This is a genomic window from Pleurocapsa sp. CCALA 161 (genome assembly GCF_003003995.1).
Lineage (GTDB): Bacteria > Cyanobacteriota > Cyanobacteriia > Cyanobacteriales > Xenococcaceae > Waterburya.
The window spans coordinates 1-15525 of the sequence record NZ_PVWF01000014.1; the positions used below are offsets into that span (position 1 = coordinate 1).

General features: G+C 40.7%; 15 protein-coding genes and 1 pseudogene. 6 read left to right on the forward strand and 10 right to left on the reverse strand.

Annotated features, from left to right (window positions below; all coding sequences use genetic code 11):
• Window positions 1-66: 66 nt before the first annotated feature.
• The 5 genes from C7B62_RS05375 to rpsB all read right to left on the reverse strand — a co-directional run bounded on the left by C7B62_RS05375 (window position 67) and on the right by rpsB (window position 5415).
• A complete protein-coding gene (locus C7B62_RS05375; protein WP_106233634.1) occupies window positions 67-1281 on the reverse strand; it encodes a DUF4336 domain-containing protein in 1215 nt (404 codons plus the stop codon).
• A 190-nt stretch (window positions 1282-1471) separates the two neighbouring features.
• Complete coding sequence (locus tag C7B62_RS05380; protein WP_106233596.1) at window positions 1472-2359, reverse strand: MBL fold metallo-hydrolase; 888 nt, start codon at window positions 2357-2359, stop codon at window positions 1472-1474.
• A 142-nt stretch (window positions 2360-2501) separates the two neighbouring features.
• Entirely contained in the window at window positions 2502-3503 is a 1002-nt protein-coding gene (locus tag C7B62_RS05385) for a hypothetical protein (protein WP_106233597.1), read from the reverse strand.
• Between the two features lie 209 nt (window positions 3504-3712).
• Window positions 3713-4372, reverse strand: a complete 660-nt coding sequence (gene tsf, locus C7B62_RS05390) for a translation elongation factor Ts (protein ID WP_106233598.1) — start codon at window positions 4370-4372, stop codon at window positions 3713-3715.
• 242 nt (window positions 4373-4614) lie between these two features.
• Window positions 4615-5415, reverse strand: a complete 801-nt coding sequence (gene rpsB, locus C7B62_RS05395) for a 30S ribosomal protein S2 (RefSeq protein ID WP_106233599.1) — start codon at window positions 5413-5415, stop codon at window positions 4615-4617.
• 246 nt (window positions 5416-5661) lie between these two features.
• Here rpsB and C7B62_RS05400 point away from each other — a divergent pair, with 246 nt between their 5' ends.
• Together C7B62_RS05400 and C7B62_RS05405 are read left to right on the forward strand one after the other, a co-directional pair.
• Window positions 5662-6084 (forward strand): BlaI/MecI/CopY family transcriptional regulator, encoded by a 423-nt coding sequence (locus tag C7B62_RS05400; protein WP_106233600.1) that lies wholly within the window; start codon window positions 5662-5664, stop codon window positions 6082-6084.
• A complete protein-coding gene (locus tag C7B62_RS05405; RefSeq protein WP_106233601.1) occupies window positions 6084-6923 on the forward strand; it encodes a M56 family metallopeptidase in 840 nt (279 codons plus the stop codon). The genes C7B62_RS05400 and C7B62_RS05405 overlap by 1 nt, the downstream gene beginning before the upstream one ends.
• Window positions 6924-6986: 63 nt before the next feature.
• Here C7B62_RS05405 and purM read toward each other — a convergent pair whose 3' ends face one another.
• Complete coding sequence (gene purM / locus C7B62_RS05410) at window positions 6987-8009, reverse strand: phosphoribosylformylglycinamidine cyclo-ligase (RefSeq protein WP_106233602.1); 1023 nt, start codon at window positions 8007-8009, stop codon at window positions 6987-6989.
• A gap of 703 nt (window positions 8010-8712) precedes the next feature.
• Here purM and C7B62_RS27070 point away from each other — a divergent pair.
• A pseudogene (locus C7B62_RS27070) lies at window positions 8713-8994 on the forward strand (septal ring lytic transglycosylase RlpA family protein); the annotation flags it as partial.
• Between the two features lie 191 nt (window positions 8995-9185).
• On the opposite strand, the gene C7B62_RS05420 reads toward C7B62_RS27070, so the two are convergent.
• From C7B62_RS05420 to glyA, 3 genes are all read right to left on the reverse strand, one after another.
• Window positions 9186-10448, reverse strand: coding sequence for a competence/damage-inducible protein A (locus tag C7B62_RS05420; protein ID WP_106233604.1), 1263 nt, complete (start codon window positions 10446-10448; stop codon window positions 9186-9188).
• Window positions 10449-10469: 21 nt separating this feature from the next.
• On the reverse strand, window positions 10470-11531 hold the full coding sequence (locus C7B62_RS05425) for a glycosyltransferase family 4 protein (protein ID WP_106233605.1): 1062 nt from the start codon (window positions 11529-11531) through the stop codon (window positions 10470-10472).
• Between the two features lie 95 nt (window positions 11532-11626).
• A complete protein-coding gene (glyA, locus tag C7B62_RS05430) occupies window positions 11627-12910 on the reverse strand; it encodes a serine hydroxymethyltransferase (protein WP_106233606.1) in 1284 nt (427 codons plus the stop codon).
• Between the two features lie 268 nt (window positions 12911-13178).
• Here glyA and C7B62_RS05435 point away from each other — a divergent pair, with 268 nt between their 5' ends.
• Window positions 13179-13454: a hypothetical protein gene (locus C7B62_RS05435; RefSeq protein ID WP_106233607.1), complete on the forward strand. Its 276-nt coding sequence runs from the start codon at window positions 13179-13181 to the stop codon at window positions 13452-13454.
• Between the two features lie 124 nt (window positions 13455-13578).
• On the forward strand, window positions 13579-14067 hold the full coding sequence (locus tag C7B62_RS05440; RefSeq protein ID WP_106233608.1) for a Tic20 family protein: 489 nt from the start codon (window positions 13579-13581) through the stop codon (window positions 14065-14067).
• An 84-nt stretch (window positions 14068-14151) separates the two neighbouring features.
• Here C7B62_RS05440 and C7B62_RS05445 read toward each other — a convergent pair whose 3' ends face one another.
• Window positions 14152-14919, reverse strand: a complete 768-nt coding sequence (locus C7B62_RS05445; RefSeq protein ID WP_106233609.1) for a fumarylacetoacetate hydrolase family protein — start codon at window positions 14917-14919, stop codon at window positions 14152-14154.
• A gap of 219 nt (window positions 14920-15138) precedes the next feature.
• Between C7B62_RS05445 and rpsF the strand changes: the two genes are divergently transcribed.
• Window positions 15139-15489 carry a 30S ribosomal protein S6 gene (rpsF, locus tag C7B62_RS05450; RefSeq protein WP_106233610.1) on the forward strand — a complete coding sequence of 117 codons (351 nt, stop codon included), beginning with the start codon at window positions 15139-15141 and terminating at the stop codon, window positions 15487-15489.
• Window positions 15490-15525: the final 36 nt, after the last annotated feature.

Genomic DNA, 15525 nt, shown 5'->3' on the forward strand with positions numbered 1-15525 from the left:
CTACTACCTACTACCTACTACCTACTACCTACTACCTACTACCTACTACCTACTACCTACTACCTACTACCTACTACTCAATAGTGGCTGTGGAGGAGGGACAATTCCAGGTTTGTAGAGGAAAGCATCAATCTTTTTCAAAGTGGCTAAATCAGCTTCAGGTAACTTATCTAAACTATCTGCCTGCAAAAAATTAAAGGCACGACGAAACTCTGTGGAGGTGGCAGCAACAGGAGCTGTAAAATGACAGGAGATGACTCGCTGGAAATTCCAACTCGCAACTTTATCCGCCCATGCGAGGGTTTCTTTCGGGGCGCGATTAAGAATTAGGGTCTGTAGGATGGGGGCGACTAATAACCGACCATCTTGGCGTAATTGAGCAAAAGCATCTTGCCAATTGGGTTGCCACTGAAAAGGAAACAAACCCCAATAAGCTTGAGCCGATTTGTTAGGCGATCGCCAAGCATCCTGAAAGATCTTACCCAACGAAGGTATATCCAGGACACTAGAGCGAAAATACATCGCAAATAAGCAAATTCTTTGCCAACCCTTGAGGCGATTTTCAGGGGTATCTGTAATCTGCTCGCGACCATTTTCACGGGCATGAAACAGCAAAGGAAACAAGTCCTGTTCAATGATTTCGGGTGGGCGATTGGGAATTGAGACAATCGAGTCTGTTACTAACAAAGTTTGCGATCGCTTATGGAAAAAAGCCACTTCCTCAAATTGACCTAATCTAAGATCTATATCACCTAAAATAGCGTAATCAAACTCATCAGCAAAGGGGGTTTGGCTACTGTCGGTAGGTAAAACTTGGGTGCGCTGAGGAGGAAACCCCAGCCAGCTTAAGGGCAGATTCACAGGAAAACTCCACTGTTTTGGGGCAACAAATACTGTTGCTTGAGGAAACTTGCGCGCAAACGGACCAACAAAATATTTATGCTCTAGTCCAGAGATAGTGGGCAAGATAATATATTTTACCTCTCCATGTTCTGCTACCAACTCCTGTACTAAATCGATGCACTGCTGAGTAGGGGCAACGGGAGCGTATACGAGGAGTCCTCCTTGGTCTAACCTAATCACGGTCATACGAATTGGTACTACCACATAGAAAATACCCTGTAGTTGATCGAAAGTCCAGATTGTGTTGGGTAAGATTTCTTGCCGAATTGTACGACGCTTACTATAAGGATAAATCGGCACGTTTGCCCAAAAACGCCAATGATACTGGCGATCTTTAATCTGATTATGACTTAACTTATTTGTTGATAGTTGATTCACTCTAACTCGCTCTCCACCCAATGCACAAATTTCTTTTGTCTACATATTCTCGCTGAAAATAGGGCTTTGTTGACACTCCCATTCTCTAGTAGACGTGGGCGTAAATAAAGCTATCATGCTTAAATTGTCTAGCAGGACAATGTGACTAATGTGACTAATGTGACTAATGTGACTAATGTGACTAATGTGACTAATGACTGGTATCAACTGGGTTTTTCATCCAATTCAAACATATCTGCATTTGCTGTTTCATGGTGGCGCGATCGCCCTCAAAGCGACGACCATGTCCTGGTAAGACCCATTCAAAAGAGTAATTTGCCAATTTTTCCATTGACCGCACTTGTTCCTTCCATGAATACCAAGAATAGGCGCGAAAGGCATAAAGATGATTGAGATATTTCGACCAAGCTAAATGATCGCCTGTAAATAAAAATTTCTGGTCGTAAAGTAGTACTGTATGTCCTTTACTATGTCCTGGTACGGGAATAATTAAAACATCGTCGCTAAATTGAATTGGGTCGATACCTTGAAGTTGAATTTCCACAGCTTTAGTATCTGAAGTAATATCGTCACTATGAAGAATGCGATCGCATTGGAAATGGTCATGAAATTTTTGATGATCGGCAACATCATCTCGATGGGTTAAATATAAGTAGCGTATACCCCCCATTGCTTCTAATCTTTTCACCAAAGGAGGAGAATATCGAGGTGAGTCAACTAAAATATTACCTTCTGCTCTTTGAATAAAATAACTGGCTGCGCCGTAAGAATTTTCTGCATGATAGCCACAGTGATATACCTTATCTGCAATCAAAATAGGTAAGCTTTGTTGTGCAACTTTAATATCTTTTGGTTTTTCTACCGTTCCGATTGAAGCTGTAGGACAGGATAACAATGCTTGCATCGCTTTAAGCTGTTCTATTTCGTTACTTGGTTGCTGATATACGGCTGATTGTTCCCCGACTTCTGTGAAAATTTCTGAAGCCATCCAGCGACATGTATCGCAATCGATGCAGGTGCTATCTACGTAAAAATTACCACTAATATTTTCCGAGCGTCGTTTTGCTAGTTTAGCCATTTGTCTGAGGGATCACAAATCAAAGTTTGATCGAGCTACTTTTGCTTACTAAAATTATAGCTTTTATTCATAGTCGTTATGACTACACTCAATTTAGAGAGTGAATAAATAGTATTTACTCAGGCAGAAGTATACGCTCAATTCAATCCTCATACCAACTTGAGCGCCAAGCAGCCTGCGCCTCGATTATGGCAAGTTCTTGTTGAATTGCTCGATATTGACTGTCAAGTTTTTTCACTTTACTCATCAGGTTGCGAATTTGTCCCCGCTTGGCATTTAAAAGATGGTCGGAAAATTCTACTTCTGCTAAACGCAAACGCAATAGACTGATTTGCAGTGATTTTTTCCCTGTTTTTGATTTTTTACTTTTGTCATTTTCAATTGTCAAATTCATCACATGAGCAACTTGAGGCGGGTGAGAATTATTTCTCATGCCTTTGGCAACATCTGCCTGCATTGCCACATCAATAACTTTATTTGGCAGGCGATCGGGAATAATTTTCGACCCTTGAAGTAGCTGATTAACTTTCTTGGAAGTTTCATCGAGGGTTTTTTTAATGTCACGTTCAATCTGCTGATGCCATGAAATTAAATGCTCAGGGTTTTCAAAGTCTATTTTTTCCTTGATTACTTCTTCGGGGAAATTATCTGGCTCAAGCTCCTCATTTAAGCTAGTATCGATCGCAATCAATTCAATATTTTCTAGGTCTCCAATATTTTCCAGATTGGCTATTTCGGCTTTAATTAACTCTAAATCGTTTTGCGCTAAAGTGTTCTCCGCTTCTCCTTCTCTGGTTGACTTAGGTAATTTTTTAATTAACTCTGCCATCAAGTTCAATTGTGAGGGTTTTGGCTCTAGTTCTTTTCGGGTAATAATTTCGCTTAGTTGTGGCTTAAGAGCAAGACTAAGCTGTCTGAGTTTTTGCTGTAGATCTTGTTTAGCGCTCAAAGACAAATTAATAAATGATTGAGGATAAATTTGAGTGCAAATTTGATAGCAAGCTAAAATTAGCTGTTGTTTCAGGGAATGACCTAAAAGTTCTAGGTAGCCGCCATGTAGCGCCTCAAGTTCAGTCGCGGTTTCGGCTACTTGTGATTTTAAATTTTCGAGGTTTTGCTTTACTTGCTGAATCGATTTTGTCATCCTATATTTTATGTGTGTTCACGGGACAGATGATTAGGACTGATTAGGACTGAATAGCAACCTGATAATGCGTAGCTAGTTTATCTTAATTCCATCTTTCAAAAAAAGCAAAAGTCGTAGAACAAGCATTAAACTAGATGGGAATCTTAAAAGTTTGATGCAGCCTACGACTAGTGGGATGGTAATTTCTACCACAAATTGGTTTTGCTCTATTTTTGTCCTGTTTGAGCAGCCACTTCATCAGCGAAGTTGGATTCTACTTTTTCAATCCCTTCTCCCAAGACAAAGCGAACAAAACGACGCACCTGAATGTTTTCTCCCAACTGAGATATACTCTGTTTGACTAATTCTTCGACAGTAATACTCTGGTCACGAATATAAGGTTGAGGTAACAAAGCAATTTCGTTTAAACGCTTGTCGATTCTACCAGTAACAATTTTTTCTTTAATATTATCTGGTTTACCCTCTAGGTCATCTCGACCCATTTCAATTTCTTTTTCCTTAGCCACGGTGCTTTCAGGAATATCGCTGGTTCTCACGAATTCTACGTTAGGACAAGCCGCAATCTGCATGGCAATATTTTTGACTAACTGTTGAAATTCTTCACGACGCGCCACAAAATCTGTTTCGCAGTTTACTTCTACCAACACGCCGATTCTTCCGCCAGTATGAATGTAGCTCTCTACCAATCCTTCTGCCGCAACACGACCTTGTTTTTTATCAGCAGAAATAGTTCCTTTTTGACGCAACCATTCGATCGCTTTGGTCATGTCGCCTTCATTTTCGCTCAAGGCTTTTTTACAATCCATCATCCCCGCGCCAGTTTTTTCGCGGAGTTCTTTGACTACTTTTGCCGATATAGTTGCCATATTTTTCTGTTTTAATTTAATTCTAGTGACGACAAAATAATTTTAAATTATGTTGGCAGAAGCTCTAATCATCAGATTAGCTAATATCTATTCTTCTCTTCTTCGCGGACGTGATTTTAGTCCACAGATCTAATTTTAGATGATTCAGGACTTATACAATCAACAGCATAGATTAATGTATAAGTCCTGTAAGTGTTGTGACTAATCTCTATTTACTAGCAGTTTAGTTGTTGAGATTAAGTCTATTCTTCGCTATCGGCATCCACTTCTTCGGGTTCTTCCGCTTCTTCTTCTGCGCTAGGATATTCGTCTGTGTCGACTCCTTCCTCAAGCTCATCATAATCATCCTGATTATCTGGCTGACCATGGCGACCTTCATAAATAGCGTCTGCTAGTTTGCCTACGATTAGCTTGATCGAACGGATGGCATCATCATTGGCAGGAATTGCCACATCGGCTACTAAAGGATCGCAGTTGGTATCCAAAAGGGAAACCACAGGAATACCTAGCTTTTGGCATTCAGCGATCGCATTGTGTTCCCGCTTTTGATCGATAATTACGACAATATCAGGCACTTTACGCATCATTTTGATGCCACCTAAATATTTTTGTAATTTACTCATCTCACGACGCAATACTGAAGCCTCTTTCTTGGGTCTTCTGTCTAAAGCGCCAGTTTCTTCTAGATTTTCAATTTCTTTGAGTCTTTCTACTCTGGTTTTAATGGTTTCCCAGTTAGTTAGCATTCCCCCCAACCATCTTTGGTTGACGTAGAAAGCACCACAGCGAGACGCTTCTTGAGCAATAATTCCGGCTGCTTGGCGTTTAGTACCAACAAAAAGAACTCGCTTACCTCGCTCTGAAGAGGAGCGCATATAGTCATAGGCTTCTTCCATTAACTGGGCAGTTTGCACCAAGTCAATGATATGTACACCGTTACGAGCAGTATAGATGTACTGAGACATCCGTGGATTCCAACGACGGGTCTGATGACCGAAGTGAACCCCCGATTCTAAAAGTTCTGCGAGAGAAACTACTGGCATATTATTTTTTTACTCCTTCGGGTTAATCCTCCATTCAGGGACATTTTTAATTAAGCTAAAAACACCCGAAAGCCTGAATGTGTGAATTGTTTATTTTGCGTATACTAGTCTAGCACTATAAGCTCTTGATAGGCTGACTGAAAAGTCAAAAGTTAGAAGTAACGCAATTTAATTAAAAGTAGGTAAAGCAGGTAAAATTTAAACAGATTAACAGATTATTTAGATCACGGTATAGTTTTATAGTTAATGGCATCATTACCTCAATATCGACCCAAAAAGTTGTCTTTAGGCCCATTAGAAGCGGAAATACTGGATATAATCTGGGATTTAAAAGTAGCTACGGTTAAAAATGTCCACGAGCAAATTTTAAAAGATCCCGATCGTGAGCTAGCTTATACTTCAGTAACTACGGTGCTACAGCGATTAACTAGTAAAGGCTGGCTTAAGTGCAGTAAAAAAGGCAAAGCTTTTTCTTGGCAGCCTCTGATCTCACGGGAACAAGCCCAGGTACTTCGTTCCTACGAACAGCTTAATGGTTTTTTAGCGGTAAGCAATCCTGATGTGGTGGCAGCTTTTGCTGATAGCCTGGATACTGCCAGTCTAGAGCAAATCGAAGCGATCGCCTCGCGTCTTAACAATATTCGTCGTCAAAGAGAGGAGCAAAGCTAATGCATTTGCTAGCAATTTCAACCGTCGTTATTCTGGCGACAATCATCCGTTATCAATCAACTCCCTCCTCTGGAGAATGGTCACAACGCTGGTATAAAACTTTGTTTCTGTTTTGTTTTCCTGGATTATTGCTGCTGACAACGGCAATTACCGTATTGTATATGGGTTGTCATGGAGAAATGTTGGGAGTTAAAGCTGGTTCTGTCGGCTGTTTTATTTCAGCTGGTTTAATTTTATTTGCCAGTGGTTGCTTGGTTAAATTAGCTATTCAAGGCGATCGCTCGATTCGTCAAGTTCGTAACTATCCAACCCAAGTTATTGGTCAAACAGCCGCTCGAATTCTAGAGTTTGATTTACCTTACAGCGCCCAGATTGGTTTCTGGAAGTCGCAGTTAGTGATTAGCAGGGGTTTATTAACTACTTTAGATAGCGAACATATAACAGCAGTAATTGCTCACGAACAAGCTCATGTAGAATATCGTGATACCTTTTGGTTTTTCTGGTTAGGCTGGATACGTTCTTTTAGTTTTTGGTTACCTAATACAGAATTATTGTGGCAAGAGTTGCTGTTACTTAGAGAATTAAGAGCAGATCGCAAAGCAGCCGAATCAGTTGATTTCCTATTGCTAGCAGAATCCTTGTTAGCAGTAGCCAAAGCTCCTTTAGAATCTCCTCTTTGCTGTGTTAGCTTAAATGATGCTCAAATTGGCGATCGCCTTAGTGAAAGAATCTCCTCTTTGTTAAACCAGACTGAATCTGTTCCTGACAATCGTTGGTATAACTGGAGTTGGTTATGTCTTTTGCTGATGCCGTTGTTAACTATTCCGCTGCATTATTAATTATTCATGATTATCTAGGGACTAACAATCGTTCGCCCCTACAAATAATTTAAAGCGATCGCTTTAACTGAAAGATAATGTGCCGTCTCCCGATACTACCTGACCAATTTGGAAGGCGGTAATATTTTGCCCTTTAAACCAGTCTAGAGCCAAATTAGTTTGTTCTAATGGAACAATAACCACAAAGCCAATACCCATATTAAAAGTATTAAACATTGCTTCTGGTTGAATTTTCCCTGCTTGAGCTAACCAATTAAAAACGGGCGGAATTGTCCAGCTGTCCTGCTTCACTTCAATCGACTGTTCTTGATTTAAACACCGAGGTAGATTTTCTGGTAACCCCCCACCAGTAATATGCGCCATGCTGTGTACTTCAATTTCCGTTTTCAGCAATTCTAAGATCGGTCTAACATAAATTTGCGTGGGCGTAATTAATTCTGCCCCCAAACTATTCCCCTTGAATATTGCTGGTGTATCTGACCAAGAATAACCCCCTGTTTCTATGATCTTCCTGACTAAACTAAAACCGTTGCTGTGAAGTCCTGCACTGGCTAGCCCAATGGCCACATCACCAATCTGTACCCGCGACCCATCCAGCAGCTTGCTTTTCTCCACTACGCCAACACAAAATCCAGCTAAGTCATATTCCCCTAACTGATAAAACCCAGGCATTTCTGCCGTTTCTCCCCCCAAAAGAGCGCAACCGCTAAGACGACACCCTTGAGCAATTCCCTTAACTACCTCCGCTAGTTGTTGAGAGTTGAGTTTACCTGTAGCCAAATAATCTAAAAAGAAAAGAGGTTCTGCACCAGAGGTCAAAATATCATTGACGCACATTGCGACAAGATCGATGCCCACCGTATCGTGACGGTTAATTGCTTGAGCAACTTTGAGCTTAGTCCCAACTCCATCTGTCCCTGAAACCAAAACAGGTTGTTGATATCCTGATGGCATCTGAAAATAACCGCCAAAACCACCTAAGCCACCTAAAACCTCTGGTCGATTAGTGCTTTCAACGTCCTGACGAATTTGACTAACGAAAGAGCGTCCTGCCTCAACATCAACACCAGCGTCTTTATAGTCCATAAATCTAATTGCCTAGCTCAAAATAACTACCCTTGTCGTCTAGAAATATTAAATCAGAAATTTTGTTGCTTAAGCCAAAGAGAATTCACTTTGCACTGTAAAGCGTATCGGCGATCGCCTAAATTTACTCTGTTGACAATAATTTAGTAGGAGATCGAGACTCAATTGATTAATAAATAAGTTCAATAGCTTTTTATCTCTTTTTCCAAATTTTACCTTTTTTGTATTTAGAATAACCATGATTTCTAATTTAAATCAGCCAAAACCTTGCAACTCTTGGTAAGTGATTGCATATTTTTGTCTTGGATTTACTACATTCAATGTGGATGCAAATATTAAACAACCATATAAATTTGCTCCTATAAAAATACCATTACATACGAATTTCTAACTAAGAACAATGCTTAAACACTCAAAATACAGTAAAATTATTGCTATTACAGCATTTTTATCTGTTGCTAATGTATTATTAAATAGCTCAATTGTGACGGCACAAACAAATAGCAGAAAAAAAAGATTGCCAATAAAAACATCTGCTTTGAATAGTGCAAAAAAACAAGCAATTAGACAAAATATATTTTTTCCAAAAGCTTCTAATCATCAAAATTCCAAAAAAGCTTGGCAACAAGATTACTCCAAAATATCTAAAAATCGTCAAATCATTCCCGCACAAGAGCCTCTTTTAATAGCCAATTCTGTGAGCGGAAATGCATCTTGGTATGGTCCTGGTTTTGATGGGCGTTTAACTGCTAATGGCGAAACATACGATCAGCAGGAAATGACAGCCGCTCATCCTCACCTAGAATTCGGCACAAAAGTTAAAGTAACAAATTTGCAGAATGGTCGCTCAGTAATAGTGAGAATAAATGATCGCGGTCCTTTTATCAGAGATCGAATAATTGATCTGTCTGCTGCTGCTGCTAGTGCTTTAAATATGATCAGTTCAGGAGTCGCACCAGTGAGACTGACTATCTTAGGACAGTAATAAAAGCCAGAAGGCAGGGGCGAATAGCAGGGTAAGAGATCTCAAAGCCTATTGACCAAAGCATTTGAGAACAGTCATCATTCATAACTAATGAACAGTTTGTGATTATGACTTGTGCAATTTCTTCTTTGTCAACTAAATTCTAATCCATCTGTTTTTGTCGAGTGCGTTTTATCCAAAATTAGATGAGCTTACCCTGACAAACTACCCTTGATTAGCTTGCGCCTTAATAAATCTAAAGCAGTACAAGAGCTGAGATAGCGCACTAGCTCTCGACCTCTTTGGTGACCAAAACGGTAATCATAACTAAAGCTTTCATTTTCAGGGGTAGCTACACCAATATAGACCAGTCCTACAGGTTTATCTGGAGTATTTCCACCTGGTCCTGCTATGCCAGTAATACTAATGCCCCAGTCCGTTTGTAAGCGCTGCTTTACTCCCACGGCCATCTGCTGCGCTACAGTATCGCTCACCGCTCCATATTTAGCTAAATCTTGACTATTTACGTTCAAAAGAGCCTGCTTAACCTGATTTGCATAGGCAATTACTCCCCCAAAAAAATAGCTAGAGCTACCAGGAATCTCAGTTAACATTGCTCCCAAACCACCCCCAGTACATGATTCGGCAACGCTCAGAGTCTGCTGGGCATTAGTTAATAATTTGCCGACTACCGCTGCGAGAGTTTCTTCGTTACTGCCAAAATAATCTAACCCCGCAATCTGCTTAATTTTTGTAGCGATAGGTTCGATCATTGCTGAGGCTTCTGCTGGAGAACTTGCTTTAGCAGCTACCCGTAAGCGTACTTCTCCTTGTCCCGCATAGGGTGCAACAGTAGGATTCTGAGAATCAAACAGATGGGCTACTTTCTCTGCCAGAGCTGATTCACCGATACCCCGAAAGCGCATCATTTCACTATAAATACTTTCCTTGCCCCAACCTTGACTTTTAAGAAAGGGAACGGCAGTATCTTGCCACATACGATACATCTCAGCAGGAACTCCTGGAAAGGTCATGATGGTGATACCTACTTGGGGCTGCCAAATAATGCCTGGGGCTGTCCCCATAGGGTTAGGTAAGGTAGTCGCACCTTGAGGAATAAGCGCCTGTTTACGGTTAGAAGGAGACATAATTCGTCCAACTGAAGCAAATTTATCTTCAATATCTTTTATAATTGCAGCTTCTTCTTGCAGAGGAGTATTAAAAAAACTGGCAATTGTTTCGGTGGTTAAATCATCAGGAGTTGGACCCAAACCACCAGTAAAAATCAAAATTGAGGAGCGTTTAATGGCGATCGCTATGACTTGATGGATACGTTCCACGTTGTCTCCTACCACCGTTTGATAGTAGTGGGGAATACCTAAGTCAGCTAATTCTCGGGCTAAATATTGGCAGTTGGTGTTTAAAATATCGCCTAAGAGTAGTTCTGTACCAATACAAATAACTTCTGCGCTCATTGATCTGATTTATTAATGTTGTTACCGATTATTGCTGCGTCCTTCTTTCCAGACTTGCCTAACTTGCCAAAGTTGCCAAGCTAGTAGCATTGTTGCGCCAATTGCATATCCCCAACCGCTAGGAATATTGGAAAAGCCAAGAGCCAAGCTGCCGACCCAAAAAGTTAGGGTATAAATAAACAATACTGTCTGACGCTGGGAAATTCCCGTTTTGAGCAACCAGTGATGTAGATGACTTTTATCAGCAATAAAAGGAGATTTTCCTTTACTAATGCGGGAAAAAATTACCGCCGACATATCGAGAATAGGAACGGCTAAAATTAGATAGGGCAAGAGAACAGCGGTAATAGCAGTAGTTTTAACCAAGCCAACTACGCCGACTGCTGCTAGGGTAAAGCCCATAAAATATGCTCCACCATCCCCCATAAAAATCTGAGCGGGATTAAAGTTATAGCGCAAAAATCCCAGGGCGCCCCCTGCCATCGCTGCCGCAATTAAACCCGCAGCAGGCTGATCCATAAACAAGGTAACGACTAACATCACAAAGGCAGCAATCCCTGAAACCCCAGCCGCCAATCCATCAACCCCATCAATCCAGTTAATTGCATTTGCCATGCCCACGAGCCAGACAACAGTAACAGGAAGACTTAACCAATAGATTTGAACCAAAGAATAGACAGGAAAGGAGACAAAATCGATCCGTACTCCCATACACCAACAACCAGTAGCCACGGCAACTTGCATTAGTAACCGTGAAATGGGGGTGAGATTAAACAAATCGTCAGCAAAACCAATACCAAAAAATAAAATGCTGCCAATAATTACCGCCCAGACTTCTGTAACTTTATCAGGAGCTAGGGCAGAAAATCCCCCAAGCAGCCAGACAATTACTAAAGCAGCAATAGTGCCAGCAAAAATAGAAACCCCGCCCACACGGACAACGGGGTTTTGGTGAATCTTCCTGGCGTTTGGTCGATCTACGATACCCAACTTTAAACCCAAAGTTTTGACATCGGGTATCGTCCATAAAACGAAGGTAACAGAGGTGAGAAAAGCAATCAGATGATATAGTTCAACAGGCATCTGAGTTCAAGTTCCAGGGGGAATATAAGGTGTACTTTCTAATAGCATCAAGCTGTTGCTCGCACGGATCGCATTACTCCTTCCTCAGCATACTCCTATATCTTGGCAGGTACAGGAATTTGTAAATAAGGATAGAGGGGAAAACGATCGCATAAAGTAGCTACTCGATCCAAACAGTTTTGTTGTACAGCCTCATCTTCAGGGCTAAGTAGTTTATCAGCGATAATATTAGCAATTTCTTGGAACTCTGTCCCCCCCATTCCTCTAGTGGTCATGGCGGGAGAACCCAAACGCAGTCCACTAGTGACAAAAGGTGATTCCGAATCAAAAGGCACGGTGTTTTTATTAGCGGTAATATTTACCTGACTAACTAAAGCATCTCCTTTTTTCCCTGTCATGCCAATACTACGCAGGTCAACCAAAATAAGATGATTATCTGTACCGTCAGATACTAGCTTAAAATTTCTGGCTTTGAAAGCTTGAGCCATCGATCGGGCATTGGCAATTACCTGACCTGAATAATTTTTGAATTCTGGTTTGAGAGCTTCCCCAAAGGCAACTGCTTTACCCGCAATGACGTGTTCTAAAGGGCCACCTTGAGTACCAGGAAAGACTGATTTATTCAATTTTTTACCTAATTCGGGATCGCGAGTCAGAATCAAGCCCCCTCTAGGGCCTCTTAAGGTTTTATGAGTAGTAGTAGTGACCACATCGCAATAGGGGACTGGGTTAGGATGGTGTCCTGTTGCCACTAAACCAGCAATATGGGCAATATCAGCTAATAAATATGCGCCAACTTCATCGGCAATTTCTCTAAATTTAACAAAATCAATAGTGCGGGGATAGGCAGAATAGCCACAGATAATTAATTTAGGACGTTCTTTTAACGCTAATGCTCTAATCTGATCGAAATCTAGCTGTTCTGTCTCTTGGTTTACGCCATATTGCACAACGTTAAACCATTTTCCTGAAACGTTGACAGGAGAACCATGGGTCAAATGTCCACCGTGGGACAAGTCCATACCCATAATCGTGTCCCCAGGCTCTAATAGAGTTAGAAAAACCGCAAAGTTTGCCTGAGCGCCTGAATGGGGTTGCACATTAGCCATCTCTGCCCCAAATAATTGCTTGGCGCGGTCAATTGCTAGCTGTTCGGCACGATCTACAAATTCGCAACCGCCATAATAGCGTTTTCCTGGTAGACCCTCAGCATATTTATTAGTTAAGACTGAACCTTGGGCAGCCAACACCGCAGGAGAAGTAAAGTTTTCACTGGCAATTAATTCCAAATGCGATCGCTGACGACCCAATTCTAAATCAATAATTTCTGCAATTTCGGGATCTGTTTCTAGGAGAAAATCTAAATTAGTTTGATTCACTATCTGATTCTGTAATTTTCGCTAAGGATAAGTAAGTATGATCTATGCTATCTAATTCAATGTCCTTTTGAAAACCATCAATTTAGTAAATAGCCTAGTCTAGCCAGGAAAACCACAAGTTTTATCCATAATTCATCAATTCATCTAAAAAAAAAAATTTCGATTACTTATTTTCAAGATTATTAGCTAGTTAAAGCATGTATCAAAAAGTCTAATTTTAGTCAGAAGAAATTAGAATAATCTATATAACTAATAAAGGATCAACATCATGATAGTTATGATTGCAGACCAGCAAATTTTGTCTGCTCGACAAGTTTGCCAAAATTGTGTGATGTCAGATCAAAGTGGTTTGCCTCGCTGGCATGATAGCAAGCTCGGATGTGGCAAAAGGCGATCGCCAAGCGTTCCTGGAGGGAAATCGCGAAGCCCTAGAGGATTTGTACCTCAAGGCGCGTCTGTGGAGGTCATTCAATCGCTACAAAGGTCAAAACAGGCTCAAGTTTATGAGTGTCAAATGGGTTTTAATGTCACCTGGATTAACTAAATCTTCGGTTTAGTTATACTAGACATCATGGTGATATGGATAAGCTGTTGAGGTATATTTTGTTGCCTCAATAAATTTGATTATTTTGATCTGTTAACTTTTGGATTTTGGGAGCATATTTGAGATGGCAAGGTTTGGTTCAGCCGACGTTAAAGACCGCTTTTTTGCAGCAGCCGTATATTTGTTTGCCATCTATGATGCTATGGCTATAGGTATGGGATTAATAGTTCAAGTCCCTGCATTAGCCCCTATGTTTAACTTTTTGCAATTAATTTTGTTGCCAATCTCTTTACTTTACGGTGTTTTTGACGCAATTATCCCGCTGGGATTGGGCAGTTTGGTAGTCTTTTTTGTTTTATTCTTAGCAGTAGTCCAGAACGAAAAGATTTCTTACTTTATTCGGTTTAATACCTTGCAATCGATCTTGTTTGGCATTGCCATTTCTTTAATTTCAATTATTTTTAGCACTTTGGGGGGACTCGGATTAATTGGCGGTTTCGTGTTTATTATTGCTACGGGTGCAAGCTTGTTTTGCATGGCAGAATGCGCTTTTGGTCGCTATCCTGAAATTCCGACCATCTCTGCTGCGGTATACAGTCAACTGCCAAGGTAATCAGCCCCAAGTTTAAGTCATTAAAAAACTGATTAATGACAGCTTAATGACAGCACTGCTAAATCAAATGAATCAAAACAAATATCAAGCAACCTGATTCAAGAGAGAGCCAATGCCTTCAATTTCAACTCTCACCGAGTCTCCAGGCTTAATTGAGCCAACTCCTTCAGGAGTACCAGTAAGAACGACGTCTCCAGGTAACAAGGTCATGATTTGTGAAATGTAGGAAACGAGAAAATCTGGATTAAAAACCATGTCGCTAATCACGGCAGACTGGCGAGGAGCATGATCGTCATTGATAAAAGTTTGAATTGTAGCCTCAACGCTCACTTCTCGGACAATCCAGGGTCCTAAAGGGCAAAACGTATCAAATCCTTTGGCTCTTGTCCACTGATTATCTTTTCTTTGTAGATCTCTTGCGGTTACGTCGTTAGCAATAGTGTATCCCCAAATACTTTTGGCTGCTTGTTCGGGATTGACTTTACTACAGCGATCGCCAATAATTAAAGCTAATTCTCCCTCGTAATCTACCTGCTGTGACTGTAAGGGGTAGATAATACTTTGGGTGTCCGCCACTATAGTAGTTGGTGGTTTAAGAAATAATAAGGGTTCATTAGGTACAGGTGTACCCATTTCGACCGCGTGCTTCAGATAGTTTTTCCCCACAGCAACAATTTTGGAAGGGACACAAGGAGCAAGTAATTGATACGTATCTGACTCTAGCACCATGTCTGTTTCTTGTCCGTTTAACCAGGGTGGAGCATCATAGACTAATACACTACGATTTGCCTTCAGCACACCATAATAAATCTGCTCGCGGTTAGTTTTAATACGGACATAGCGTTGTGTCATAGCTAGATTAAACTTCTAATTATTTCGTTACCGTTACTAAGAAATCATACTCTTAAAGTTGGCTCTTATTAAACCTAACAGCGCCTGGCGAGCGCCTAATTTTAATGGATTAGCTCTTTCTACAGCACAGTCCTGGTAATTGAGCATCAAGTAATAGTAAGATTGTAATTCCTTGCTTCTAATTTAGAAGCCATTTTGTCCACAAGGAGAATAAGTAAAATGAGCAACAAGTACGAGTTAATGTATATCCTTCGTCCCGATTTATCGGAAGATCAAGTCGGTGATGCGGTTACTAAATATCAAGATTATCTGTCTGAAACTGGTGCTGAAAACCTGGAGGTTCAGGTCAAAGGTAAAAGAAGACTTGCATATCCTGTTGGCAAATATTTGGACGGCATTTACGTACAAATGAACTATGAAGCCGATGGTAGCCAAAATGCACCTTTGGAAAGAATGATGCGGTTGAGCGAAGATGCAATTCGCTATTTAACTATAAAGCTAAAAAAACGGGCGATTATTGCTCAGGAAAATGCTACTGCTGAACCTATCGCCGATCCCGCAGATGATTAGATAATTAAATAGAACTAAACAAAAAGCCAGCAATCA

What these genes read in the sequence shown, in the direction of transcription:
- C7B62_RS05405 (WP_106233601.1), top strand. Translation starts at nt 6,084, where the DNA reads ATGCATTTGCTAGCAATTTCAACCGTCGTTATTCTGGCGACAATCATC.
- C7B62_RS05425 (WP_106233605.1), bottom strand. Translation starts at nt 11,531, where the DNA reads ATGCCTGTTGAACTATATCATCTGATTGCTTTTCTCACCTCTGTTACC.
- C7B62_RS05380 (WP_106233596.1), bottom strand. Translation starts at nt 2,359, where the DNA reads ATGGCTAAACTAGCAAAACGACGCTCGGAAAATATTAGTGGTAATTTT.
- tsf (WP_106233598.1), bottom strand. Translation starts at nt 4,372, where the DNA reads ATGGCAACTATATCGGCAAAAGTAGTCAAAGAACTCCGCGAAAAAACT.
- C7B62_RS05385 (WP_106233597.1), bottom strand. Translation starts at nt 3,503, where the DNA reads ATGACAAAATCGATTCAGCAAGTAAAGCAAAACCTCGAAAATTTAAAA.
- rpsB (WP_106233599.1), bottom strand. Translation starts at nt 5,415, where the DNA reads ATGCCAGTAGTTTCTCTCGCAGAACTTTTAGAATCGGGGGTTCACTTC.
- C7B62_RS05420 (WP_106233604.1), bottom strand. Translation starts at nt 10,448, where the DNA reads ATGAGCGCAGAAGTTATTTGTATTGGTACAGAACTACTCTTAGGCGAT.
- purM (WP_106233602.1), bottom strand. Translation starts at nt 8,009, where the DNA reads ATGGACTATAAAGACGCTGGTGTTGATGTTGAGGCAGGACGCTCTTTC.
- C7B62_RS05435 (WP_106233607.1), top strand. Translation starts at nt 13,179, where the DNA reads ATGATAGTTATGATTGCAGACCAGCAAATTTTGTCTGCTCGACAAGTT.
- C7B62_RS05445 (WP_106233609.1), bottom strand. Translation starts at nt 14,919, where the DNA reads ATGACACAACGCTATGTCCGTATTAAAACTAACCGCGAGCAGATTTAT.
- C7B62_RS05400 (WP_106233600.1), top strand. Translation starts at nt 5,662, where the DNA reads ATGGCATCATTACCTCAATATCGACCCAAAAAGTTGTCTTTAGGCCCA.
- C7B62_RS05440 (WP_106233608.1), top strand. Translation starts at nt 13,579, where the DNA reads ATGGCAAGGTTTGGTTCAGCCGACGTTAAAGACCGCTTTTTTGCAGCA.
- rpsF (WP_106233610.1), top strand. Translation starts at nt 15,139, where the DNA reads ATGAGCAACAAGTACGAGTTAATGTATATCCTTCGTCCCGATTTATCG.